Source organism: Pedobacter ginsengisoli, assembly GCF_030244015.1.
GTDB classification, from domain to species: Bacteria; Bacteroidota; Bacteroidia; order Sphingobacteriales; family Sphingobacteriaceae; genus Pedobacter; species Pedobacter ginsengisoli.
This window is the reverse complement of the sequence record NZ_JASSYX010000001.1, coordinates 1655470-1680928: the sequence shown is the minus strand read 5'-3', so window position 1 is coordinate 1680928 and position 25459 is coordinate 1655470. Positions and strand designations below refer to the sequence as shown.

Below are 25459 nucleotides of genomic sequence, written 5' to 3'. Positions count from 1 at the left end.
GACCGCGAACACCACCAGCAGGAGAAAGAAAAAGAAATTGAAGGTGCCGCTGCTGCTGAAAGCGTTCAGGCCTGATGACCCGAAGATCAGCGTGATCAGCAGACCGAAGGCCACGTAGATCACGATAATGGAAAGCCCGTAGATCAGGGCCTGCCCTATCCCCTTCTGCCGGCTCCCGGCGCGCTTGGTGAAATAACTGATCGTCAAAGGCACCATCGGAAAGATGCAGGGCATCAGAAAGGCCAGAAAACCCCCGGCCAATCCTGCTATAAAGGTCTCCCACAAGGTTTTTTCCCGCTCTGCTGATGCAACTGTTTTTGCCCCGGGTTTGTCATCTGATGAAACATCAGACGATACAGCAGAACTGTCTTTGGAGACTACCGAAGAAACAACTGCAGTATCCGCAACAACGTTTGTATCAGGGACAATTTCAGTAAATTCGATGTCATCCAATGAAGTGTCTGCCTGCTGGGCATGGGCTAAATTTGATAAACCTATGGATATAAGAGTCCCGATAACAAGCATTTTTATGCCTGTTTTAAACTTATTCAGCATCATCTAAATGATTATTTAGTCACAGGAATTGAAAACTCCATAGTTTCCGGGGGAAGACACTGCTGGTCATCACACACCATAAACTCAAGAGACCCTTTTACCGTTGGATTTGCCGCTAAAAGCTTAATTTTCTGCTGAAAGATTGCAGATTTCTCAAAGTAGCTCACATTCATTTCAAATGACTTTTCAAATTTGGTAACTGGCTTCGGTTCAATAGTTTTACCTACCAGTTTGTATGCTTTTGAAGCGGGGAAAGTAAAAGTTGTTTTCACAGGTCCGCCATCAGCCATATTCTGAGAATAAATATGCCATCCATCCTCAATAGTAGCTTTAATAAATAAAGTTGCTTCAGTAGCGGAAGTCTTCTTTGCCGCATAGCTCCACTTTACTGGCTTTAAAATTTGGCTGCTCGCCGATAAGCTAAAAAATAATCCAGCTGCAAATAATAATAAGTTCTTCATGTTACGCTTTATTGTATGTGTTTCTAGTTTATATATTCATTCTTTAATTAAAGCCGATCTATAGGATCATATCCTGTAAATATCGTGTCTGTCGAGATAAACCCTTCTTTAATGCATTCTTCTTTTACCAAATCGGTGCTAAGATACTTTTTATTGCTGTCACACAATAACGTTACCACTATAGCTTCGACCCCTAATTTCTGTTTTAGTTTAATTGCCCCAATCACGTTGGCCCCCGAAGAAATCCCTACCGCAAGCCCCAATTCACTGGCCAACTTCTGTGCCATAATGATTGCGTCTCCGTCATGGGCTTGTATAACTTCATCCAAGTCATTTAATTTTACAATTCCAGGAATAAACTCATCAGAGATGCCCTGAATCCTATGACTACCTACTTTATAGCCAGTGGTTAGCGTTGGACTCTCCGCCGGCTCCAATGGATGGATACTGATTAAATGATTATGAGACTTCAGATGTCTGCCTACGCCCATCACCGTCCCGCCGGTGCCCACACCGGCCACAAAAGCATCAGGTGTTAAGCCTATCTTGCCCAGCTGCTCCCAGATCTCCATGCCTGTGGTCTTTTCATGCGCCTCTTCATTATACCTGTTTTCAAACTGCCTCGGCAGAAAAACACCGCCCTTAGCGGCCAGTTCTTCACATATTTTGATACTTCCCAGAAAACCACCCTCTTCTTTACTCACCAGGATTACTTCCGCACCCATACTTCTGATGATGTCGATCCGTTCTTTACTCAGCCAGTTTGGCATGATGATCTTTACCGTATGCCCCAGTGCTTTCCCGATAGCGGCAAAGGCGATGCCTGTGTTGCCACTCGTTGCCTCTACAATGGTGTCACTGGGTTTGATCGCGCAATTTTTATAAGCTTCAAACAAAATATTCAATGCCATCCTATCCTTCACGCTACCCGTCAGATTATAATGTTCACATTTCACATAAATCTTACCGGGCTCGCCTTTATAAGTGTAATGCAATTCCAGCATTGGCGTATTACCTACCAAATGCCATAAGTGTTCAAACTTACTTTCCAGATCTGCACTTAAACACTCGGCCTCTTTTGTATCAATTAACATATAAAGTATTGTTCTAATTATTGTCAAAACTCAATATTATAAAACATACTCACAATAGAGACCTCTATTTTCCATAAAATATTCGGAATAATGGCCTAGAATTTTGTTTTTTTCTATTATTGTATTTATTTAAATTCATTATTCGTTTTTTTTTCAATTGATTATTTTAAAAGCTTATGCAGTTAAACTTAGACAACGTAGACATAGAAATTCTAAAATTCCTGCAAAAGGATGCGACATTAACCAATAAGGAACTGGCTTTTAAGCTTAATAAATCAATTGCAACCATTCATGAACGAATCAGAAGATTAAAAGAACAGGGATACATCATGCGCATTGTAGCCATATTGGACCGTAAAAAGGTGGACAGGAACCTGATTGCTTTTTCGCATGTATTCTTAAAAGCGCATACGGCTGAGGCCCTTGGTGAATTTGAGAATGAAGTAGCCAAGTTTAGTGAGGTCATGGAATGCTTTCAAATGACAGGTGCTTATGATTTCATTCTCCGTATCGCAACCAGTGACATGGATACCTACCATCTTTTTCTACGCAATAAACTGGCTACACTGCCAAATGTAAGTACCGTTCAGAGCTTTTTCGTACTTTCGGAGACGAAGAGTGATACCGCGTATCCGCTATAACAGGGTAAGACAGTTTGTTTGTCTTCCTGCGCAATTCCGCGCATTTTCTGCGGCCCTTCTGCGCTAGAGCCGCGATAAAAGGTACTTTTAGCGCAGAAGCTGCGCAGCAGGTATGCTCAAAGCACGGCGAAGGCGGGGACATGGTTGCTCCTGTTTGCCGGGCAACAGAATCCCACAAAAAAGGGCTGCTCTATAAAGAACAACCCTTCCAAACAGAATAAAAGTATTAAAGAAAATTAAATCCCACCACCCAGAGAACGGTATAGTTCAACAGAAGCACTCAACTGAGCGGTTTTTATCGATGCCAGTTCCAGTTCGCTTTGCAACGAGTTGCTTTGAGCTGTAATGACTTCCAGATAGGTTGCCATCCCGTTTTTAAACAACAGGTTGGCGTTTTTAACCGCTTGCTGCAATGTGCCTACCCGTTTTACAGAAATATCGTACTGACTTTTCAATTTTTCAATCTTTACGAGTTCGTCAGATACCTCACCTACGGCATTCAGAACAGATTGCCTGAACTGGATCACTACTTTCTCTCTGTCGATCTTTGCCAGCTCATATTGTGTTTTCAATTGCTTTCTTTGAAATATTGGCTGGGTGATCCCGCCGCCTACTACACCGAATAACGATGCAGGAACATTGAACCAATTGCTGGCTTTGAAAGCATTCAAACCACCACTGGCAGTAATGCTCAGTGAAGGGTACAAACTTGCTTTACTGACCCCCACTTTTGCATTGGCCACAGCCAGAGACAGTTCTGCACTTTTCACATCGGGTCGTCTGCTCACCATTGCTGAAGGCAGACCGGCTGACAAGTGTACCGGCACTTTCGTTTTTTCCAGGCTGCTCAGCCTTTCAACTGCTCCCGGCAATTGGCCAGTCAAAATGCGCAGGGCATTTTCCTGCAGGGTAATGTTTTGCTCCAACTGCGGAATCAGCTGTGCGGCAACCAGTTGCTGTGCTTCTGCCTGCTGGATGGCCAATGAGGTCACCTGTCCGGCATCAAACTGCATGTGAATGATATTTAGCGTGCTGTCATTCAGTGCCAGGTTCTTTTTAGCGATGGCCAGTTGCGCATCCATCATCAGCAGCTGATAATAACCCTGGGCTACATTGGCTACGATCCGGGTCTGTACAGCCTTCTTTACTTCTGCAGTTTGCAGATAGGTCGCCAGTGCCGCTTGTTTCTGACTTCTGATCTTTCCCCAGATGTCTGCTTCCCAGCTCAATCCGAGATTGGCATTGTAATCTTCAATATGTGAGGTTTTCAAAAACTGGCTGGCACTCAGTCCGTTCAGGCTATTGTCTGAAGGTCTGCTCGAATTGGCAGTCACCTGTAAATTGATAGCAGGCAGATTGCCTAGCCTGGATTGTTTGAACAGCAGCTCTGAGGCTTCAATGTTTTTGACAGCCAGCTGAAGGTCATAGTTTTTCATCAGGGCGGTATCAATCAGCTTCTGAATATCAGGTTCTGAGATAAATTCTTTCAAACCCAGTGTGGCCACACTTACTGTATCTGCCGTTTGTGCGCCTCTAAAGGCAACTGGTACGGCATCGGCCGGTTTGGCAATATCTTTTGACACCTTGCATCCTCCGGCTATTAGTGCGGAAAACAGTAATATATATAAATAATTATGCGATTTCATGAACGAGTTCTTTTACGTGATTTGGATGATGTCCTACAACAGGTGCAGGTTTTTTTGGACTAATCCTTTCCTGTAAATATTGGAAGATGATGAACAGCACAGGGATAACAAATAGTCCAAGAATTACACCTGAAACCATTCCTCCCGCTGCACCTATGCTTATAGAGTGGTTACCTTGTGCAGATGGGCCGGTGGCGATACTCATCGGGAACAAACCGACTACAAAGGCCAGTGAGGTCATGATGATTGGCCGTAACCTTAACTTTGCTGCCTCCAGTGCAGCTGCTACTAATGGCTGCCCTGCCCTTCGTCGCTGTACTGCAAATTCGACGATCAGAATGGCGTTTTTGGCAAGCAGACCGATGAGCATGATGAGTGCTACCTGAACATAGATATTGTTTTCAATACCTGTAAGGCCGATGGCTACAAATACTCCGAATATACCTGTAGGGATCGAGAGTATCACCGCCAATGGCAGGATATAACTTTCGTATTGTGCGGCCAGCAGGAAATAAATAAATACCAGACACAATAAGAAGATAATTGTCGACTGCCCACTTGAGGACAGCTCTTCTCTGGTTTGGCCGCTAAATTCGTAGGTATAACCGGATGGCAATTGTTCTTTGGCCACTTCCTGGATTGCCTTGATGGCATCACCCGAGCTGAAGCCGGGTTTAGGGATCGCGTTTATCTGTATGGAATTAAACAGGTTATAACGTGAGGCCGTCTCTGAGCCATAAATACGGTTTAATTTAACCAAAGTATTGATAGGTACCATTTCACCGGATTTGTTCTTCACAAATACCCTGTCTATGGTGGAAGGGTCTGCTCTATCGGCTACATCCGCCTGAACGATGACCCGGTAATATTTACCAAAGCGGTTAAAGTCTGAAGCTTGCGCACTACCAAAATAGGTCTGCATGGTCTGCAGTATGTCTTTGACGCTCACACCCAGCTGATCCGCTTTTTCATCGTTAATGTCCAGTTGCAACTGCGGGTAATCTGCTTTGAAGGTGGTAAATGCCACAGCAATTTCCGGACGTTTCATGACTTCACCAATGAAGTTATTAGCTACGCCGCTAAACTTATCCAGTTTACCCCCTGTTTTATCCTGTAAAACTAAATCCAATGCCTCCACGTTACTGAAACCGGGCACGGTAGGAAAACTAAAAGCAAAGAAAGTTCCGCCTGTAATTGTACTGAGCCTGGCATTTACCTGGCCCATAATCGCATTGATGTCTTTTTCCGGACCGCGTTTATCGACCGGTTTTAGCAGTACAAACACAATCGCGGAGGATGGGCTTGTAGAATTGGTTAGCAAGTTATAACCTGGTATAGAGGTCACAAATTCAAACGGCTCCATTGCTCCTAATGCATTTTCAGCCTCTGCCATGACTTTTGAAGTTCCGTCCAGGGAGGTGCCTGAGGGTGTATTTACTGCAATAGCTATAAACCCCTGGTCTTCAGTAGGTATAAATCCTGAGGGTGTGGTTTTAACCATCCATATGGTGGCCAAAGTGATCAGCGTTAAACCACCCATGCTCACCCATTTATGACGGATAAGGAATTTCAGCCCGCCTACATATCTATTGGTGATGGCTGTGAAACTGCTGTTGAAACCAGCAAAGAATTTCTGACTGAAGGTCTTCTTTACGGCAGCATTCTCATGCTGATTGTGATGGTCTCCCGAATGATCTTTTAAGAACAAGGCTGCAAGTGCCGGACTAAGAGTTAGGGCATTGACTGCGGATATGACGATTGCGATGGCCATAGTAAAGGCAAACTGCCTGTAGAATACTCCTGTGGAGCCTTCCATGAAACCAACAGGCAGGAAAACAGCGGCCATTACCAGTGTAATAGAGACAATAGCACCGGTTATTTCATGCATTGCTTCTGTGGTTGCCGCTTTAGGAGACAGGCCCTTTCGCTCTATCTTTGCGTGCACGGCCTCGACGACGACGATTGCGTCATCTACGACGATACCGATGGCCAGCACGAGGGCAAACAGGGTAAGCAGGTTGATCGAAAAGCCAAACAGCTGCATGAAAAAGAAGGTTCCCAGTATGGCTACCGGTACCGCTATGGCCGGGATCAGTGTAGAACGAAAATCCTGCAGGAAGATAAATACCACAATAAATACAAGGATAAATGCTTCTATCAGGGTGTGTTTCACCTGGTCAATGGATTGGTCGAGTGCAACTTTGGTACTGTAGAAAATATTTTGTTTGATGCCGTCAGGGAAATCTTTGGCTGACTTTTCCATCAGTTTATTAATAGCGATCTGGATTTCGTTGGAGTTGGAGCCGGCCAATTGTACCACACCAATAACGATCCCTTTTTTACCATTTAGTCTGGTTAAACTGGCATAAGAATAAGCGCCGAATTCAATCCTGGCCACATCTTTTAAACGAAGGATGGTACCATCGGCATTTGCGCGGATAGCAATGTTTTCATATTGCTCTGGCTTATTCAGTTTTCCCTTGTACTTGATGACATATTCAAATACTTCTTTACTTTTCTCTCCAAATCTGCCCGGTGCTGCTTCCAGACTTTTATCCTGGATAGCCGCCATGATTTCATTGGGGGTAACCTGATAAGTAGCCATTTGAGTTGGGTTCAGCCACACCCGCATCGAGTAATCTTTAACCCCACCGAAGATACTGGCGGCACCTACACCCGGGATACGTTTGATCTCGGGTATGATGTTGATCTGGGCATAGTTGGCTACAAAAGTCTGGTCATATTTCTTCTCATCTTCTGTATAAAGACCGATGGCCATAATGAAGTTATTCTGTTGCTTTGCAGTAATGATGCCTTGCTGCACTACCTCAGCAGGCAGCTGGCTGGTGGCCTGTGCTACCCTGTTCTGAACGTTTACAGCAGCCTGGTCAGGATCTGTACCCAGTTTAAAGTAAACAGTTATTGCCAGTGAACCATCATTACTTGCGGTTGAGCTCATATAACTCATGTTCTCTACACCATTGATCGATTCCTCAATGGACGGCGCTACTGAGCGGAGTACAGTCTCCGCATTCGCACCCGGGTAAACCGCTGTAACCAGTACGGAGGGCGGAGCAATATCTGGAAACTGCTGCAGTGGCAGTTTTGTAAGACCAAGTATACCTAGTATAACTAATAATATAGATATAACAGTGGCAAGTACTGGTCTTTGTATGAATATCTTAAACATTGTTGTCGTTTTTATTTAGTAATTAATTGGGCAACTTTCTCTGCTGCTTTTTCTGGTTTGATCACCTGACCTTCCTGCAGGCGGTCAATTCCGCTCAGGACGATCTGATCCCCTGTTTTCAGGCCTTCGCCGATCAGGTAATTGCTTCCGCTCCTGCCGATGATGGTAATCGGGACTTTTTTCACTTTGTTGCTGTCTGCGACGGCGAATACGAAGATTTTATCCTGCATTTCAAGTGTTGCCGACTGCGGCACAATCAGGGCGTCTTTATGCTCTACGCTCAGACGTATTTTACCGGTATTGCCTGATCTTAACAGGCCTTGTGCATTTGTAAAGGTTGCCCTTAGTGATATAGAGCCGGTTTGTTTATCAAACTGTCCGTCTACCATGTCAATTTTCCCTTTTTGGGCATACACGGTCTGGTCTGCGAGTACCAATGCTACTCCGGGAATCTTGCTGGCTTTCTCAGCAAGCGTCTTGCCCGGGTACTTGGCGTTAAACGCAATAAAATCGTCTTCACCTAAGGAGAAGTAAACATGTACTTCATGGGCATCTGAAAGTAAGGTAAGCGGCAGCGGATCCGCGGGGCTCACCAAGCTTCCCTGTTTCTTAGGCAACCGGCCTACATAACCGTTTACCGGAGCTTTAATTGTGGTATAACCTAAATTGATAGTGGCTGTACCAACACCCGCCTTAGCTTGTTCTACATTTGCCTTTGCTACTTCCAGGGCAGCTTTTGCGCTTTTCAGCTGAAAGTCGGAAACTACTTTGTTGGCCACAAGCGGTGTCAGTTTTTCTACTTCGAGCTGGGCATTCAACAATGCGGCTTTAGCAGATTGCAACGATGCTTTGGCTATGTTCAGGGCTTCTCTGAAAGGAAGTTCATTAATTTTGAACACTGGCTGTCCTTTTTGAACTAACGCTCCTTCATTGACATAGATCTTGTCCAGTGCTCCTGATACTTGAGGTCGGATCTCCAGATCTACTGCTCCTTCTATTGATGCCGGGTATTCTGTAAAAGTTGTTTCTGAACTTTGGGCTACGGATGCAACTGGCAAAGCAGGGGGTGGCGGCGGTGGTGGCGTAGCAGTGTTGCCTGAGCAGCCGTAAATGAATATAGCTAAGAGTAAAATTGATGTTTTCATAACGATATTAGACTGTTTAACGGTGTTAAGTAATTGTGAATAATGTGGGGAGTTTTTCATATTATATATTGATTAAGAGGTGATTCTTATAACGACTATAAGTGGTTTAACAGTGTTAAGTAAGTGTTAATAAAAAAGTTTTTATATCATTATAAAAACTCATGTGTATTTTGATTGATATTTAATCGTTGATGTATTTAATTATTCCTTTAATGGCATCCTTTAAAATTCGCTGGTTCATTTCTTCATTCCGGCCTTTATTGACCAGGTTAATGGAAATTAATCCATGTATAATTGACCAAAACGTATAAAATTTTCTGCATACCAGATCCTCCGGAGGATTTTTGACTGTCATGATTTTTTCAATTACTTCATAAATCAGATCGTCAGCAAGTTCTGCCTCGGGCATGGACTTTTTTAGCTCACAACAGTTCATGTCTACTCCGTACATGAGCTGATAGAGTTCTTTATATTTAAAGGCAAAGTTCCAGTAAGCAATCCACATAGCCTCCAGCTGCTCAACCGGCGCTTCATGTTTTTCTTTTGCAGCCCGTACCTCTCCCGCTAAAATAATATAACCCTTTCTGGTCAATTCCAGTAAGATGCCCTCTTTATTTGAAAAATACTCATATATAATAGGGGCAGTATATTCAATTTTATCGGCAATCTTCCTCATACTGAGTGAATGCCATCCCTCCTCTTTAACTATTTCCAAAGAAGCATCAAGGATATTTAACCTTGTTTCTTCCTTCAATCTAGCAATACGTTCTTTACTTCCCATAATGGTAATATAAAAGGGTGTAAATAATTTAACACCGTTAAGCAAATGTAAATACTATTTTCAAACAGCGTATCATTTATTTGTCAAATCGTGTTTAAAATAATAAAACTATATTTACAGAATTCACCTTATTATTGCAAATTCGCCTTTGCATTCAAATAGAGACGGTATGAACAACAGCGTTACATTAAAGGATATTGCTAAAGCGCTTAATCTTTCTATTTCTACCATATCGAAATCGTTAAATGACAGTTATGAGATAAGCATCGAAACCAAGCAAAAGGTTCTGGAGTATGCCCAAAAACATCATTACTCGCCAAACCGGTTGGCAAAAGGGTTAAAGGAGGGTAAAAGCAGGTCCATCGGTGTAGTTGTTTGCTCTCTTGACAATCATTTTGTGGCACAAATGCTTGACGGTATTGACAGGATAAGCACAGAAAAGTCTTATCAGATCATTATTATGCAAAGCAAAGAATCGCAGGAACAGGAAAGGGCATGTTTAGAGTTACTTTATGCCGGCGGTGTGGACGGGATTTTGATCTCCCCTGCCTGTGAAACTACTGATTTCAGTTATCTGATGTCTCTTCAGGATGCAGGTCTGCCTCTGGTGGTATTTGACAGGCTGAGTGATCAGATCAGTACGCATAAAGTAGGTGCTGATAATTTTAAAGGTGCTTATGATGCCACCGTACACCTGATAAAAAATGGTTACAAAAGCATTGCTCATCTAAATACCAGTACTGCGCTCAGCATCTCTACCGACCGGCTAAATGGTTATAAGCAGGCGCTGGCCGATCATTATATAACGTACCGTCCTGAGCTGGTGCGGTCTTGTGATTATTCAGATGCTCATAAATTAAATAAGGACCTGGAGCGCGCTATCAAATACTATATGGATCTGCCACTCAGACCTGATGCGATATTTTCAGCCGGTGACCAGATCAGTACAAGATGTCTTGCCTTATTGAATAAGCTAGGGTATCGCATTCCGCAGGATGTTGCTTTGATCGGATTTACGAATACAGATCTTGCAGATGCGTTGAATCCTGCTTTGAGCACTGTTCACCAGCCGGCACTGGAAATGGGTCAGCTGGCAGCAAAAAAATTGATCTCACTGATCGAAAGTAAGGATGATACGCCTTCGGAATATGAAACGATCAAGCTTCAAACCAGTGTATTGGTCAGGAGTTCGACCTAACTGATTATCATAAACGAAAACGTTTGCGTTTTTATATATCAGTCAATTCATCTCATTATCTGGTCTAAGCTGTATAATTGTAAACCAATATTTTAAACCGCAATGCACCATAAAGAAAATGTATTAGTATTCGGCGAGCTACTGCTCAGATTCAGCTCTGCAGATGAAAAATTTATCAATAAAAACCATACTGTTTCTTTATTTCCCGGTGGTTCGGAAGCCAATGTTTCAGCTTCGCTCGGCCAGTTGAATATCCCTGTAAGTTATTTGACCTGTGTGCCGGACAATGCGCTGGCTGCTAATGCGCTGACAGCTTTATCTGAACTTGGTGTGGATACCTCTAAAAGTGTTCTGCAGGGAAGCAGGGTAGGCTTATATTTTTTATTATCAGCAAATGGCCTAAGCAGTGGTCAGGTGGTTTATGACAGGAAATTCTCCTCGTTCAGCGATCTTGAGCCGGGCGTGATTGACTGGGATGAAATGATGAAAGACCAAACCTGGTTTCACTGGACAGCCCTTACTCCTGCTCTGAATGAAAACATGGCAGGTGTTTGCCTGGAAGCTTTAATTGCCGCCAGGAAAAATGGATTAAAAATCTCCGTCGATCTCAACTACAGGAACAGGCTCTGGGATTTTGGCAGGGAACCGATTGAAATTATGCCCGAACTCGTAAAATATTGCGATGTGATCATGGGAAATATCTGGGCTGCAAATAAAATGCTCGGGACTGGCATAGATGATGCTTTGGACCGCAATACCAGTGTCGCGGATTATCATGAACATTCGGCAAAAACAGCGCAGGAGATCTTCAATTTATTTCCGCAATGCAAGCACGTGGCAAATACATTCAGATTCATGGACAACCCTACCCATAATTTATTCTATGGTACTTACCATACTCCTGATGGAAATTACAATTCTAAAATATATGAAACAAATGAGGTAATAGACAGAATCGGCAGTGGTGATGCTTTTATGGCCGGTTTGATCTATGGCATTATTCGTTTTGAAAACGGAACAGAAGTTATTGAAACAGCAACAGGATCAGGTTACCGGAAATTATTTGTTAAAGGTGATTTTGGTGATGGTTCTTTCTAATCAAATTAATTATGAACAATACAATAGCTAATACATTACAAACGTTCCAGGAGCATCCTGTTATTCCAGTTTTTTATCACCAGGACCCACAGGCTTGCGTGGATGTTTTAACAGCGTGTTACGACGGTGGTATCAGGGTATTTGAATTTACCAACCGCGGTGAACATGCGCCACACAACTTTAAAATTTTACTGGATCATAGAAACACACATTTCCCAGATCTTAAACTGGGGATAGGAACGATCAAAACTCCTGCTCAGGCTGAAGATTACATCAGCCTTGGTGCGGACTTTATTGTAAGCCCGATTGTCAAATCAGAGATTGCGAAGGTGAGTTCAGACCGCTGTATACTTTGGATTCCCGGTTGTATGACGCCGACTGAGATCAACTATGCGGAGGAACTGGGAGCACCGCTGATTAAACTTTTTCCAGGTGACACATTAGGCCCCGGTTTCTTAAAAGCAATCAAACCGTTATTTCCAGCGCTCAAATTTATGCCTACCGGCGGAGTAGACCTCGATAAGGATAATATTGATGGTTGGTTGAATGCAGGAGTTTCTGCATTGGGGTTTGGCTCCAAATTGTTTAACCACGCGGAAACCCCTGGTGCTGGTTACAGCTGGCTCAGTGAAAGATGCAAATCCCTGATAAAAATTGTAAACAGGGAGTAATCTACCCCTGTTTACAATACCAATACAGTTTACCTGTTGTTTCTTTTGTCATCCTGATCGTAAAGATCAATCACTTTGCCTTGCAACCTGATCACCGTGCTTTCAAGCTCGCTTATTTTTTGTTTCAATTGCTCAATAAGCTGTGTTTGCTCACTAACGCCCTCTTCACCCACATCCAGTAACTCTCTGAGAGTTAATTTATGTACTTCGGCAATCTGATTGATCCTGCTAAAATTTGGATCAGTAATGCTTGTTTCTAATTTAGAATAAGCCGGAATGGATATCTCCAAGAGATCAGCCATGGCTTTTTGATTTACCCCCTTTTTTTGACGTAAGATTCTGAATTTTTCCCCTAATGTTTTCATAATCACTTTATTTAAAATTCCCTCAATTTTAATTGAAATAAATTTAAGAATTATTAAATAAAATATTATGTTATTACTGTATTTTTTTTGATTTATTTATCCACCAAAGTCTTTTGGCTATCGCTGTTTATAAATTAGTTAAGCTTCCATTTAACTTTAACACAAGTAGTTATAATCGAAATATCCTCCATTAAAAGATTACATGTTAGTTAAAAATTATTGTAATTAATAATCGTTCTGTAAAAGCAAAATCGGGCTTTCAGTGTTATCATTTCAAAGAATTGGATTTATAACCATATAAATACACACAACCGTTTGCATTAATTATTTTAAAAAAATCATAAATGCTCCGAGTGTTTTATCTAAGTTTGATGTAATGTCTAATAAACCAGCAACAATAAAGGAAATTGCAAAAATCCTAAAGATATCTGTCTCCACGGTGTCGAGGGCTTTAAATGATCACTCAAGTATAGGCCTGGTGACAAAGCAAAGGGTTAAAAAACTTGCTGCTGATCTGAATTATGAGCCAAACCAAAGGGCTATTCAGTTTTTACATGGCAAATCATTTGTTATTGGTGTTATTTTACCTGAATTATCCGAATCATTTTTTTCGGAGGCCATCAGCGGAATTGAGGATATTGCTTATAAACGGAACTACACGGTACTGCTTGCCCAGTCACATGATGACGCTGAAAGGGAAAAGCTTTTAGTAGAAAAGATGAAAACGCAGCGTGTGGATGGATTATTGGTTTCCGTCTCCAAAACAACCAGTACGTACGAGCATTTTGAAATGTTTAAGAAAGTAAACATCCCGGTCGTTTTTTTTGACCGGATCCCTCCATTAAAGGACATTCATTATGTGGCCAGCAATCTGGAAACGGGAACTTACGAGGCGGTAAACTTTCTTCTTAAAAAAGGGCACCGAACCATTGGAATGATTAATGGCCCAAATACCTTGCTGGCCAGTCATGAGAGAAAAGAGGGTTATATTAAAGCAATGGTTTCAAACCGGCTTAAATTTGATCCTTCGCTCGTTATCAGTTGCGATCTTTCAGAGGCCAGCACTATAACAGCGATGGACGCCATGCTCAATCATAAAAGGAAACCTGCAGCTATAGTTACATTTAACGACTATGTTGCGCTCTTTGCAATGCGTTATGCGAGGTCGCTAAATTTATCGGGTATAGACTTTGTCAGCTATGCCAATTTGCCCATCATCAGTTATATGGACTATAGTCCGATTGCATCTGTAGAACAATTTCCTTATCGTCAGGGAAAGAAAGCTGCCGACATTCTGATAGATTTGATCAACAAACCAAAATCCCAATCCGAAGTAGAACAGGCTTATTTTAACATTGTTGTGGAATCCGAACTGATCGTTAGCAAACTGCCTTAATTTGGCGCAATCGTTTGCACACTGGTTTAAATTCTGAATTACTTAGGTTTGAATGTATTAACGAAATCTATTAGGAAAATGCTAGAAAAGATCTTGTCCGTGTATGGATTAAATCCGGAAAAAATTACAATTACACCCTTTGGTGATGGATTGATCAATCATACCTGGAAGGTATCTGGCAATACCGGAAATTATATCTTTCAAAAAGTAAATACGAGTGTTTTCAAACATCCCCAAGCTATAGACGAAAATATCAGCGGCATTAAGACCTATTTATCCGGCAAATTTCCTGATTATCTTTTTATATCGCCAGTAAAGGCAACAACCAGCGATTCCCTATATCAAGATAATGGTGAATATTACCGGCTATTCCCATTTGTCGAAGGCTCTCATTCCCTTAATTATTTGGAAAATGAAGATGAGGCTTATGAAGCGGCCAAACAATTTGGAAAATTTTCAAAGTTGCTCTCCGGCTTCGATACCAAACAACTGAACATTACAATTCCTGATTTTCACAATCTTTCGCTAAGATATGAGCAATTCGTTTCTGCATGTTCAGGTGCTTCAGCCGAAAGACTGAAACATGCTTCAGATTATGTCAATTTCGTCAATCAGCATAAGGAAATTGTAGATACTTATCTTAGTATTTCACAAAACCCGGAGATTCCATTGCGTGTCATTCACCATGACACCAAAATAAATAATGTGTTATTTGACGATCACAAAAAAGGTATGTGTGTCATAGATCTTGATACAGTGATGCCCGGATATTTTATAAGTGATGTTGGAGATATGATGAGGACTTATCTTTCTGAAGCCAGTGAAGAGGAAAGAGACCTGTCTAAAATAAAAATCAGAAAAGAATTTTATCAGGCTATATTCAACGGTTATATGAAGGAAATGGATGAGGTACTGACGGATGCCGAAAAACAATATTTTACCTATTCAGGTAAATTCATTATCTATATGCAAGCTATTCGTTTCCTGACAGATTACCTGGAAAACGACAAGTACTATGGAGCCAGATATGAAGGGCACAATCTGAACAGGGCAATCAATCAGATCACCCTGTTAAAAGAATACCTAAAACTGGAGGATGAACTATAGCTCTCCTTTTTTCATCGCCTTCACCGCATAATCTACGGCTCTTGCTGTAAATGCCATATAAGTTAATGATGGGTTTTGTGTTGATGTAGATGTCATACTGGCACCGTCAGTCACAAATACGTTCTTGCAGGCATGGAGCTGATGCCATTTATTGAGCATCGAAGTTTTTGGGTCATTTCCCATACGCACTCCACCCATTTCGTGAATATCGAGACCGGGTGCCTGTGACGCATCGTTGACTTTAATGTTTGTGAATCCGGCCGAAGTAAACATTTCTGATAATTGTTCAATATAGTCTTTCTTCATCTTCACATCATTATCGTCATAGTCCACAGAGATTTTTAATAAGGGAATACCCCATTCGTCTTTTCTGTCACTATCCAGTTTCACAAAATTACTTTCTTTTGGAATGGTCTCCCCCATCATATGGGACCCTACACGCCAAGGGGTTAACCTTTTGCTCTGCAGCTCAGACTTTAGCCCGGCTCCGATACCAGAGGTGTTCATCGCTGTGCTTCTATAAGCAGAAAATCCGGCTGCATAGCCTCTTTTGAAATCAGTTTCCTGCTTGTGTAAATTTCTGAACCGGGGGATATAACCTCCCCCAACGGGATTTCTTCCATCTGTGGTAAACTGCTTCAGTCCTTCATATTCTGCACTGATGCGCGCGCTGTAATTATGGAATGCGATATATTTCCCTAACACTCCGCTATCATTGCCCAGACCATTCGGGAAACGTGTTGAAGTAGAATTCAATAAAATGAGATTGGTATTGATGGCAGCGGCATTCACGAAAATTACCTTTGCATAATATTCTGTTACTTCTTTGGTATTGGTATCTATGACACGAACGCCGGTCGCCCTGCCCAATTTATCGTCATAGATCACGGATTCAACCACTGAAAAGGGCCTTAAAGTCATGTTGCCTGTTCTTTCCGCCCAAGGCAGTGTAGAAGCGTTGCTGCTAAAATAGCCACCGAAGGGACAGCCGCGCTGGCATAGCCTGCGGTTCTGGCATTGCGCACGCCCCTGGGCCAGATGGATCTGTTTAGCCTGGGATATATGTGCCCCGCGTGCGCTGATCACATGCCGGTTGCCATACCTACCTAAAAGAGATTTTTTAAAGTAATCTTCTACTGCATTTAGAGGGTAAGCAGGTAAAAACTCTCCATCAGGAAGTTCAGTCAATCCGTCTTTGTTTCCTGATATGCCGGCAAACTTCTCGACATAACTGTACCAAGGTGCAATATCTTTATAACGTATTGGCCAGTCAACTGCGAAATCATCTCTCGCCGGGCCTTCAAAGTCAAAGTCGCTCCAGCGCTGGGTCTGCCTGGCCCAAAGCAGAGATTTGCCGCCGACTTGATATCCTCTGATCCAGTCAAAGGGCTTTTCTTCTATATATGGATGTTCTTTGTCTTTTACGAAGAAATGCATCGAATCTTCTTTAAAGGCGTAACATTTACTCACCATAGGGTTTTCTTTCTTAATGGCCAATGCAGGTTCACCCCGGTGTTCAAATTCATATGGAAATTTATTGGTCGTCGGATAATCTATAATGTGCTTTACGTCTCTCCCTCTTTCCAGTACCAGGGTTTTTAATCCTTTTTCGGTAAACTCCTTGGCCGCCCAGCCACCGCTTATACCCGATCCGATTACAATTGCATCAAAAGTGTTCTTTTTAACACCTTCTATATTAAGATTTGACATGATTTTAGTTTTAAGCTTTAACCGGGAAATAACCATTATAACGTCCGGGGATAAGTTCCCATATCACCAGGTTGGTCATTACATATTTAGAATTCATATAGCCGTTAATGGTCTGCTGTTTCATCAGTTTATAAAATGATCGGGTGTCTTCTGCTACACTGGCTTTTCCTGAGTTTACGGCGATGACCAGTTGCTTTAGCGCAGCTGCGTCCAGGCCTTCAAAAGATTTCAGGCCGTTCATAAATTTCTGTTGAACAGTTTTTTCGTAACAATCATCAATCATCTTGAGGACAAACAAATGAAGTCCCAGGTCTTTTGCTCCGGGGGTTGTCGTTTTAGGGATAATGATTTCGGCAATTTCTGCCAGCAGTTTTTCCTGCTCGGCACTTACATCCAGATTTTTCGTTTGTATTGAGACTTTGCCTGCGCCTCTCAGAAAGGAAGGCAACAATGCCATCCCACCGGCAAATATCAATACCTGCTTTATTGCAATTCTTCTTTCCATATTTGGTGTGTTTAGCGTAAATATATTGAATTATATTTATTAAAGCCTCACTTTGAATATTGCGGCGTCTGCGCTTTTTAATGTCAGTTGTAAAGATGTACTCATCTTTACATGTTGTTTGCCAAAAAGTTCGGTAGCTGTATAACCGATTTTTTTTAAGCCTAATTTTTTTAATGGGATGCTGAATTGTTTTGGACCAGCGTGATAATTTAAGACTGCGATGTAAAAGTATCCGTTATTTTTTCTCACAAATAATTCGCTGGCTTTGTCTCCGGTATTGCCATCAACTGGCATAAATGCCAACCCAGATCTGGCAATCTCCAGGAGCTCATCATCCTGGAGCCATTTTCTTGCTGCGTTCTGCCATGGTCCTTTGCCGGAATAGTCATCTCCGGTGATCAGTGTTCCGGTGATCAGCGCCGAGGTTAGCCTGGCTTTGTTGCTGCCGTCGGCTTCTGTCCCAAATACTACATGGTCAGCATCAATGTAATTATATACAAAGGTCTGCCACCATCCGTAGCTGACACTGTTTAGTGTATATTCGGTATCCTTTATCGTTTTCCAGGCGTCACAGGCGATTCGTCTGACATGAGCATATCTTCCGGTTGCCAGGCTTGGAGATATTGCTGCGTAGATCAGCATTTGACCATCCAGTCTGTTCACCAGGTATTCCATGCCTGCTGTATAAGCTTGCATCCCGGTTGTTACCGAGTTATCGTAGAATGAATCAGATTCAGCTGCTGCATGTCCCAAAAAGTCGATTTTTATCATTTTAAAACCGCATGCTTTTAATTTGTCTATGATATAGTCAATACGTCTCTGTGTTCCGGGATGTGTCGGATCCAGTGCTCTTGCTCCATCAAAATCATGGTAAGATCCGTTTACTTTCGTCCACATCTCCGAAAACTTATACTTGCTCCCGTCTGCTTCTCTTTCCTTCTTTGATTTCCATCCCCAATCTGTGAACGGGGCCCAGTACACCCCTGGCTCAAGTCCTTTGCTTTTACAGTAGTCTGCAAACGCTTTCAGCTTACTGTAATCTCCTTTCATTCCTCCGGTAAAATTGTCCCAAAAGGAATCCAGATCGATGTATGCAGTCTGACCATTTCTAAACGCCGGAATTTCAGAGGCAAAAAAATCAACAACTCCTGTTGCTTTTTCAAATGTCAGTTTTTCCTGTATTACACCCCAGCTGTTCCAGCCGAAGGGAACTGGTTTGGTCCAGTTGAAAACATATGGTGTTTCCTCTATGCGATTGGCCTTACCATAAGCTTCCATTCCGACTCTCCAGTCTGCAAAATAACCAATGAATACTTTCGGTGATTTCACAATATTACCCGATAGGTATCCATGTTCTGTTTTGTCCCGGGTTACTTTCTCATCCGTATAACCTCCCCAGATGCGAAGTTCCTTTAACTGATCAGACTTGCTTTTGCTAAAAATACCCGTTTTCCAGACCGTGTGCTCAACCGATCCGAGGATCAGACCCTTTCTGCTCTGATTTTCGTAAATAGCGCCTACTTCTGAGCTGGTATTCTCCACATCAATTTTTAAGGATTTTGCATTGTACCGGATGAAAGTATCATTGTCGAAGGGTACAAAAAGTGTCCTGTTGTCTCCTTTGGCATTGATGTTTACTTCATTTGATACCATCGGAGACATATAATTGCTTTTAAGACCTGCTCCTTTTAGATATACTTCCGTAAGAAAATAATCATGCCCGGGATAGACATAAAAGAACTGCTCGAGGGTTGGCAGGCCAGGTTTAGTCAATATTATGGTATATTTTTTTCCGGTACCCAGTCCGTCAGCAATTGCCGTTTGGAAAAATTTTACTTCATTATAGTCCTTGCTGCTGATAGACTGGCCATTGTTTTTAACAAGGGCATATGCATTAGAAATGATCTTTGTCCGGGCTGTGATAACATCATAAGTATTTGTTTTGACATTGAAAATTATTTCAGAGCCAGACCCGTAAGGGATATTGATCCGGTTCCCTGCCTTTGAAACGCCAACGGGATTAGCCTTGACAGGAGAAATAAATAACATAGCAAAGAGCAAAAACAAGAGACTGGGTTGTCTGAACATAAGTTTATTATCAGTTGTTTACTAAAAAATTGACGATCCGGCAGGCCGTACCTTTGCTTCCTTCATTTTTTTCAGAGCTGATGGTAACTTTTAACAGGTGATCGGTATCAGACAGGCTACTACCAAACAATATATACCAGGGCAGGTGCAGCGACCGGCTCCATTCTGTAAACAAATCTACTTGCTGTTCCGGTCCATTATCTATGCTATATTTTACAATGCCGGCATCTGAACCGGATACCATTGCCATACCGATTGCATTTCCTTTAAATTGTAGTGTAAAAGAAGAACCGGGCTTTGAACTAACCAACATAGGTACATTTACAAAACCTGGACGTGTTCCCAAAGCGTCTTCTGGACTCCAGCTCTTATTGATGATCCAGCTGCTATCATGTACAGCGTGCTCAATCTCAAGATACCTTCCTTTGGTGAAACTGCCTTTGTTGAGCAGAACAGGCAGTTTTGAACGGTTCTTCTTTCTCTTTAAACTAAATGTGCCCGCAGGTGCCATACCCGAAGACAGCAAATCTTTGATGGCTGAAAAATAGAGTTCCTGTCCAAAGGGTGACGGATGCAGATCCTTGAAATCCTTTTCCCAGCTAAATTCATAATTGGCCATTTTATCACACACTGCCTTAGCCAGATTTATGGAAGGCAAATGATAGTGCGTAGCTACCAGCTCGTGGTTTGCCACGGATACTGGTGTAATTCCCTGCACATATAGCTTAGTTTTGTCCGGATCAGCAAAGGACATCATCACAATATCTGTCAGTGGATTATTGATTTTGATGTGCCTCACTATACCCTCCAATGATCTGACCTGGGTAATGCTGTCAGTTCTGTTTACCTGGTCATTTACTGCTGCCTCCAGAAACAACAGGTCGATCTTACCGGAATCCAGAACATCGCGTTGCAGTCTGAATGCGTGCGGCAAGCTGCCGAGCGAAGGAATTCCAGCTGCAATAAAATGAAATCTGGTATCCGGAAATCTTTGCTTCAGGTAAGCGCAGACCAAATCCCGCCAGCCGCCGTTGAAAGTTATCGATCCGCCCAAAAATGCAATGGTTGCATTTTTTCTTACTGCGACCGCCTCATAAGCATTATCCAAGCCACCCCTTTTTTTTATGTAGCTGCTAAATGGCAATGGCGTAATTTCTTGCGCAGAAGAAAAGAGAAAGCTTATACTCATAATGACTAAGAGTATAAGCTTTCTCATATCATCGTAACGATGTAATTTCACGTGAGATTATTTGTATTAAATTTGAATTTTTAAAGTCCAGGCGTATTTGCAGGGCAGCTCCTCAGGCAACTTCACAGTTACTGCATTTCCTTTTTTTGTCCAGGTCAACGGCTTACTTACACCAAGCAAATAGATCTTTGATCCGGCTTTTGGCTGAACACTGGTCAGAGACAATTCATTGTTGTCATACTTGTTAAATATAGCATAGGTATTTTTGCCGTCCTTACTTTGTGTGAATTTGAGATTATCGCCTTCTTTATAGTTCGTTAAGCCCTTGGTAGCATAGATCGCCTCTTTATTTACGCCCAACCATTTTCCCATTTCAGCGAGCCGCTCAATACTTTGATCAGGAATCAAACCTTCAGCAGTAGGACCGACATTCAGCAGATAATTACCACCTTTTGCAGCGATATCTACCAGATTGTCAATCAATAACTGAGCGGATTTCCAATTGTTGTCATTCTTTACATAACCCCAGTTGCCATTTAATGTCATGCAGCTCTCCCAGTATTCCTGCGATGTCCCTTTTAGGATCTCCTGTTCCGGTGTACCAAAATCTCCGGCAGCATTTTCATACTTATTCATCCCCTCCATTCCACCCCTGGCTTTGCCCACTCTATTGTTAATGATCAGCGAGGGTTTGAGGTTACGCAGATAATTGTACAGATCTTTGCCCTGTTGTTCTGTCCATTCTGGAATCCACTCCCCATCAAACCAGAGCACCGCCGGATCATATTTTTTGATCAGCTCGGCCAGCTGTGGCTTTAGATATTCTTCTCTGTATTTATTAAAATCTGGGTTTTCGGTCGACTGGTGTTTATAATCTTTTGACTTAGCATCTGGCTGATGCCAGTCCATGATGGAATGGTACAAACAAAACTGAATGCCTGCGGCCTTGCATGCCTCAGAAAGTTCCTTTAAAATATCTCTTTTAAAAGGCGTGGCATCCATAATGTCGTATTTGGTGACCTTGCTATCCCAGATGCTGAACCCGTCATGATGCTTGGAAGTGATGACTATATATTTAGCACCTGCAGATTTGGCAATCTGTACCCATTCTCTTGCGTTGAATTTCAGGGGATTGAATTGTTCTGCAAATTTCTCATATTCTGCAGTGGGGATCTTATGAGTTTCCATGATCCATTCTGCACCACCGCCCTTTCCATTATATTCTCCGGCGGGTACTGCATACAAACCCCAGTGGATAAACATACCAAAGGTATCGTCTGTCCACCATTGCATCCGTTTAGCTTTGTCAGCTTTAGATTCTTCCAGATAGTTTTTTTGAGCGAATGCCGTGCAGGATAATAATACAAGTCCTGCCATCAGCAGCGTAGTTCTTTTCATACTTAATTAAGTTACATTTTTGGTTACAGCAAAGTAAGCAGGATAGCATTATAACTAATTCTGTAATACTGCCAATTGATTATGTAAATTTGGCATTGCAGCCGTTTTTACAATGCAAAGATCATGCTGCAATGTAAAAACGGCTTATTATTCAGTAATTTAAAATAAATATTTTGTAATCAGGAAGTTAGAGCTATGACTGTCAACAATTTCATTAATCAAATGCTTATTGCTGTCATTAAGTTTGGTGGCCACCAGCGACCTAATCGAGAATGATCTCAGAGCGTCTATCACTGATAATGTTCCTTCGGCACTGTCCTTCCTTCCGGTAAAAGGAAATACGTCAGGTCCGCGCTGACACTGGCAATTGATATTGACCCTGCTTACCTGATTTACCAGCGGATCTATCAGTTTTGCAATCTCCTCGTCGTCATCACTAAATATACTTACCTGCTGCCCATGGGTAGATTCGATCAGATAGGTTATGGTTTCTTCCAGGTCATCAAAAGGAACCACAGGTATAACCGGGCCAAACTGCTCTTCGGTATACAATTTCATGCCTTTGCTTACAGGGTAGATGATCGCGGGGAATACGAAGGATTCATTAGAAACACCTCCGTTTTCATTTACCACACGTGCTCCCTTTTCCACTGCATCGTCTATACATTCTTTAAGATATGCAGGTTTATGAGGTTCCGGCAGGGGAGTCAATGATACACCAGCCTCCCAGGGCATGCCAAACTTAAGTTTACTAACTGCATCAGACAGCCCGGTCAAAAATCTATCTGCAAGGCTCCGGTGTACAAATATGATCTTCAAAGCAGTACAGCGCTGTCCGTTAAATGATAGAGAACCTAGTACAGTTTCCTGCACAGACAGGCTAATGTCCGCCTTTGAGGTGATTATGGCCGCATTTTTTGCATCCAGACCCAGGATTGCGCGCAGACGGTTTACCTTAGGGTGGAGTTTCTTCAGTTCATTCGCCACCTTACTGGAGCCGATGAGCGTAAGCACGTTGATGTCACCAGACTTCATCAGATCGGGAATGATCTTGTTACCTCTTCCGTATATCGTATTGACCACTCCTTTAGGAAAACAGTCCCTGAATGCAGTAAGCAAAGGATAGTGCAATAAAGTACCATGTTTAGGCGGCTTAAACAGTAAGGTATTGCCCATGATCAGTGCCGGTATCAGCGTAGTGAAAGTTTCATTCAATGGGTAATTGAAGGGGCCCATACACAATACAACGCCCAGGGGTGACCGTCTGATCTGTGCGACTATTCCCTGTTCGATACTGAACTTAGAAGATTGACGGTCAAGATCTTTTAAAGCATCGATCGTAGCGTAAATATACTCCACTGTACGGTCAAATTCTTTTATGGAATCTGCATAAGACTTACCGATCTCCCACATCAGCAGCTTAACAACTTCATTTTTTTTCTCTATGATCTTGTGTGTAAACTTCTCTACACAGGTGATCCTGTCGGCTACACTCATGGTAGGCCACTCCCCTCTGCCATTGTCATAAGCTTTTACAGCAGCATCAAGTGCGGCTGCAGCTTCTTTCTCGTCACAAAGCGGATAGGTGCCGATCACTTTACGCTGCAATCCATGGGCTGTTTTGACACAAACAGGAGACAATACAATGTGTACCTCACCATTCCAGGGATGCATCTGTCCGTTATTCAGGTATTCCCTCTGGTGTACTTCTTCTTTTAATTTAAATTCTTCAGGTATCTCATGTTCTTCTATGAAAATAGAACTGAGATGTTCTTTAAATGTCATTTATATGCTTTTTAGTGTTGAAAGATGGTGATCCTAAAGATCAGTAATCGGTTTGTACTTAGGAACTAAAGCTTTCATAATTGACCAGGCAATCAGGTATGCTGTAGCACAAATGGCAAACATAATTGAGTAACCCGTTTCAATATGGCCCAGTGCTTTGTAATTTGTAAATAACGCACCAGCAAGCTTGGTTACCAAAACACCACCCAGGCCGCCCATCATTCCACCTATTCCTATAACAGAACCAATTGCTTTTTTAGGAAACATGTCCGATACAGTAGTGAACAGATTGGCAGACCACGCCTGATGTGCCGAGGCTCCTATGCCGATCAGCAATACCGGGATCCAGAAGGTAATATGTCCTAAGGGCTGCGCGGCAAGCACCACAAGCGGAAATATTGCGATCAGCAGCATTGCCTTCATCCGGCCGGCATAAACTTCATGCCCTTTGTTTATAAAGTACATTGGAAACCAGCCTCCGCCTATACTTCCAAACATGGTCATACTATAAAGTACTGCCAGAGGAAGCATGATTTGAGTATCTACCATCCCATATTGATCTTTCAGGTATGCAGGGAGCCAGAACAGGAAAAACCACCATACACCGTCGGTCATGAATTTGCCGATAGCGAATGCCCAGGTTTGTTTATAAGTAAGCAGTTTAAACCAGGATATCCTGGCTTCGTGAACCACGCCTTCGCTGATTATGCTCGGTTTTTCAACCTCACCATCACGAATATAAGCCAGTTCTTCCGGAGATAATCGCTTTTGGTCCTCTACTTTATCATAATATTTGTACCAGAAAAAGAGCCAGAGGAAACCGATAGCACCAATGAATATAAACGCGGCTTCCCAACCCCATTTTGCAGCAATAAAGGGAACGCTCAATGGTGCAAGGACTGCCCCTATATTGGTACCTCCGTTAAAAAAGCCGGTTGCGAATGAGCGTTCCTTTTTAGGAAAATACTCCGCTGTAGCTTTAATGGCCGCAGGAAAGTTCCCTGCTTCTCCAAAGCCGAGCACCGCGCGTGAAATCATAAAACCTACAATTGAAACAGAAGCAATGCCTATACCTGCGAATCCAAGCACTGTTGAAACTAAGTTTCCCATTGGGATAGCAAATGCATGCAGTATGGCACCGAGAGACCAAATGATAATGGCCCATGCATATCCTTTCTTGGTACCCAGTTTGTCAATGATCCTTCCGGCAAACAGCATGGAAACGGCATACGTAAACTGAAAAACAGAAGCAATATTTGCATAATCATTGTCCGTCCAGTCAAATATCTCCTCCAGATGCGGTTTTAATAAACTTAAAACCTGCCTGTCCAGGTAGTTTACAGTTGTAGCAAAAAATAATAAAGCACAGATTGTCCACCTGTACCCAGGTACTTTTTTATCGTTCATTATATTTGGTTTAATATTGGTTGTGTGTT

At 42.4% G+C, this 25459-nt stretch carries 20 protein-coding genes and 1 pseudogene; 6 read left to right on the top strand and 15 right to left on the bottom strand.

The features are described 5' to 3' along the window. The 3 genes and pseudogenes from QEP08_RS07280 to QEP08_RS07270 form a co-directional block, all read right to left on the bottom strand. Window positions 1-558 (bottom strand): annotated as a pseudogene (locus QEP08_RS07280) (cytochrome c biogenesis protein CcdA); the annotation flags it as partial. A gap of 8 nt (window positions 559-566) precedes the next feature. Next, the gene (locus tag QEP08_RS07275; protein ID WP_285056895.1) at window positions 567-1016 is read right to left on the bottom strand and encodes a protein-disulfide reductase DsbD domain-containing protein; all 450 of its coding nucleotides are present in this window, start codon (window positions 1014-1016) and stop codon (window positions 567-569) included. 47 nt (window positions 1017-1063) lie between these two features. Further along, a complete protein-coding gene (locus QEP08_RS07270) occupies window positions 1064-2110 on the bottom strand; it encodes a PLP-dependent cysteine synthase family protein (protein ID WP_285056893.1) in 1047 nt (348 codons plus the stop codon). A 176-nt stretch (window positions 2111-2286) separates the two neighbouring features. Between QEP08_RS07270 and QEP08_RS07265 the strand changes: the two genes are divergently transcribed. After that, window positions 2287-2751: an Lrp/AsnC family transcriptional regulator gene (locus QEP08_RS07265; RefSeq protein ID WP_285056891.1), complete on the top strand. Its 465-nt coding sequence runs from the start codon at window positions 2287-2289 to the stop codon at window positions 2749-2751. Window positions 2752-2987: 236 nt separating this feature from the next. Here QEP08_RS07265 and QEP08_RS07260 read toward each other — a convergent pair whose 3' ends face one another. From QEP08_RS07260 to QEP08_RS07245, 4 genes are all read right to left on the bottom strand, one after another. Further along, entirely contained in the window at window positions 2988-4397 is a 1410-nt protein-coding gene (locus tag QEP08_RS07260; protein WP_285056889.1) for an efflux transporter outer membrane subunit, read from the bottom strand. After that, window positions 4384-7587 (bottom strand): efflux RND transporter permease subunit, encoded by a 3204-nt coding sequence (locus tag QEP08_RS07255; protein WP_285056887.1) that lies wholly within the window; start codon window positions 7585-7587, stop codon window positions 4384-4386. The genes QEP08_RS07260 and QEP08_RS07255 overlap by 14 nt, the downstream gene beginning before the upstream one ends. Before the next feature lie 11 nt (window positions 7588-7598). Further along, window positions 7599-8732 carry an efflux RND transporter periplasmic adaptor subunit gene (locus QEP08_RS07250; protein ID WP_285056886.1) on the bottom strand — a complete coding sequence of 378 codons (1134 nt, stop codon included), beginning with the start codon at window positions 8730-8732 and terminating at the stop codon, window positions 7599-7601. 181 nt (window positions 8733-8913) lie between these two features. Beyond that, window positions 8914-9513, bottom strand: a complete 600-nt coding sequence (locus QEP08_RS07245; RefSeq protein ID WP_285056884.1) for a TetR/AcrR family transcriptional regulator — start codon at window positions 9511-9513, stop codon at window positions 8914-8916. A 169-nt stretch (window positions 9514-9682) separates the two neighbouring features. Between QEP08_RS07245 and QEP08_RS07240 the strand changes: the two genes are divergently transcribed. The 3 genes from QEP08_RS07240 (at window position 9683) to QEP08_RS07230 (ending at window position 12480) form a co-directional block, all read left to right on the top strand. Then, entirely contained in the window at window positions 9683-10711 is a 1029-nt protein-coding gene (locus QEP08_RS07240) for a LacI family DNA-binding transcriptional regulator (RefSeq protein ID WP_285056882.1), read from the top strand. Window positions 10712-10813: 102 nt separating this feature from the next. Further along, window positions 10814-11809: a sugar kinase gene (locus QEP08_RS07235; protein WP_285056880.1), complete on the top strand. Its 996-nt coding sequence runs from the start codon at window positions 10814-10816 to the stop codon at window positions 11807-11809. Between the two features lie 11 nt (window positions 11810-11820). Further along, window positions 11821-12480, top strand: coding sequence for a beta/alpha barrel domain-containing protein (locus tag QEP08_RS07230; protein WP_285056879.1), 660 nt, complete (start codon window positions 11821-11823; stop codon window positions 12478-12480). Window positions 12481-12509: 29 nt separating this feature from the next. Here the strand turns inward: QEP08_RS07230 and QEP08_RS07225 are convergent, their stop codons facing one another. Continuing rightward, on the bottom strand, window positions 12510-12845 hold the full coding sequence (locus tag QEP08_RS07225) for a helix-turn-helix domain-containing protein (protein WP_285056877.1): 336 nt from the start codon (window positions 12843-12845) through the stop codon (window positions 12510-12512). 376 nt (window positions 12846-13221) lie between these two features. Here QEP08_RS07225 and QEP08_RS07220 point away from each other — a divergent pair, with 376 nt between their 5' ends. Both QEP08_RS07220 and QEP08_RS07215 read left to right on the top strand, forming a co-directional pair. After that, a complete protein-coding gene (locus tag QEP08_RS07220; RefSeq protein ID WP_285056876.1) occupies window positions 13222-14241 on the top strand; it encodes a LacI family DNA-binding transcriptional regulator in 1020 nt (339 codons plus the stop codon). Window positions 14242-14319: 78 nt separating this feature from the next. Continuing rightward, window positions 14320-15348 (top strand): phosphotransferase enzyme family protein, encoded by a 1029-nt coding sequence (locus tag QEP08_RS07215; RefSeq protein WP_285056875.1) that lies wholly within the window; start codon window positions 14320-14322, stop codon window positions 15346-15348. Here the strand turns inward: QEP08_RS07215 and QEP08_RS07210 are convergent. The 7 genes from QEP08_RS07210 to QEP08_RS07180 all read right to left on the bottom strand — a co-directional run bounded on the left by QEP08_RS07210 (window position 15343) and on the right by QEP08_RS07180 (window position 25430). Beyond that, window positions 15343-17058, bottom strand: coding sequence for a GMC oxidoreductase (locus QEP08_RS07210; protein ID WP_285056874.1), 1716 nt, complete (start codon window positions 17056-17058; stop codon window positions 15343-15345). The two genes, QEP08_RS07215 and QEP08_RS07210, sit on opposite strands and share 6 nt — an antisense overlap. Window positions 17059-17068: 10 nt before the next feature. Beyond that, window positions 17069-17563, bottom strand: coding sequence for a gluconate 2-dehydrogenase subunit 3 family protein (locus QEP08_RS07205; RefSeq protein ID WP_285056873.1), 495 nt, complete (start codon window positions 17561-17563; stop codon window positions 17069-17071). Window positions 17564-17602: 39 nt separating this feature from the next. Beyond that, on the bottom strand, window positions 17603-19651 hold the full coding sequence (locus QEP08_RS07200; protein WP_285056871.1) for an alpha-amylase family protein: 2049 nt from the start codon (window positions 19649-19651) through the stop codon (window positions 17603-17605). A gap of 10 nt (window positions 19652-19661) precedes the next feature. Continuing rightward, window positions 19662-20840 (bottom strand): SGNH/GDSL hydrolase family protein, encoded by a 1179-nt coding sequence (locus tag QEP08_RS07195; protein ID WP_285056870.1) that lies wholly within the window; start codon window positions 20838-20840, stop codon window positions 19662-19664. 66 nt (window positions 20841-20906) lie between these two features. Next, window positions 20907-22238, bottom strand: coding sequence for an alpha-L-fucosidase (locus QEP08_RS07190; protein ID WP_285056869.1), 1332 nt, complete (start codon window positions 22236-22238; stop codon window positions 20907-20909). 159 nt (window positions 22239-22397) lie between these two features. Then, complete coding sequence (locus tag QEP08_RS07185; protein WP_285056867.1) at window positions 22398-24023, bottom strand: NADP-dependent glyceraldehyde-3-phosphate dehydrogenase; 1626 nt, start codon at window positions 24021-24023, stop codon at window positions 22398-22400. A 33-nt stretch (window positions 24024-24056) separates the two neighbouring features. After that, a complete protein-coding gene (locus tag QEP08_RS07180) occupies window positions 24057-25430 on the bottom strand; it encodes an MFS transporter (protein ID WP_285056865.1) in 1374 nt (457 codons plus the stop codon). Window positions 25431-25459: the final 29 nt, after the last annotated feature.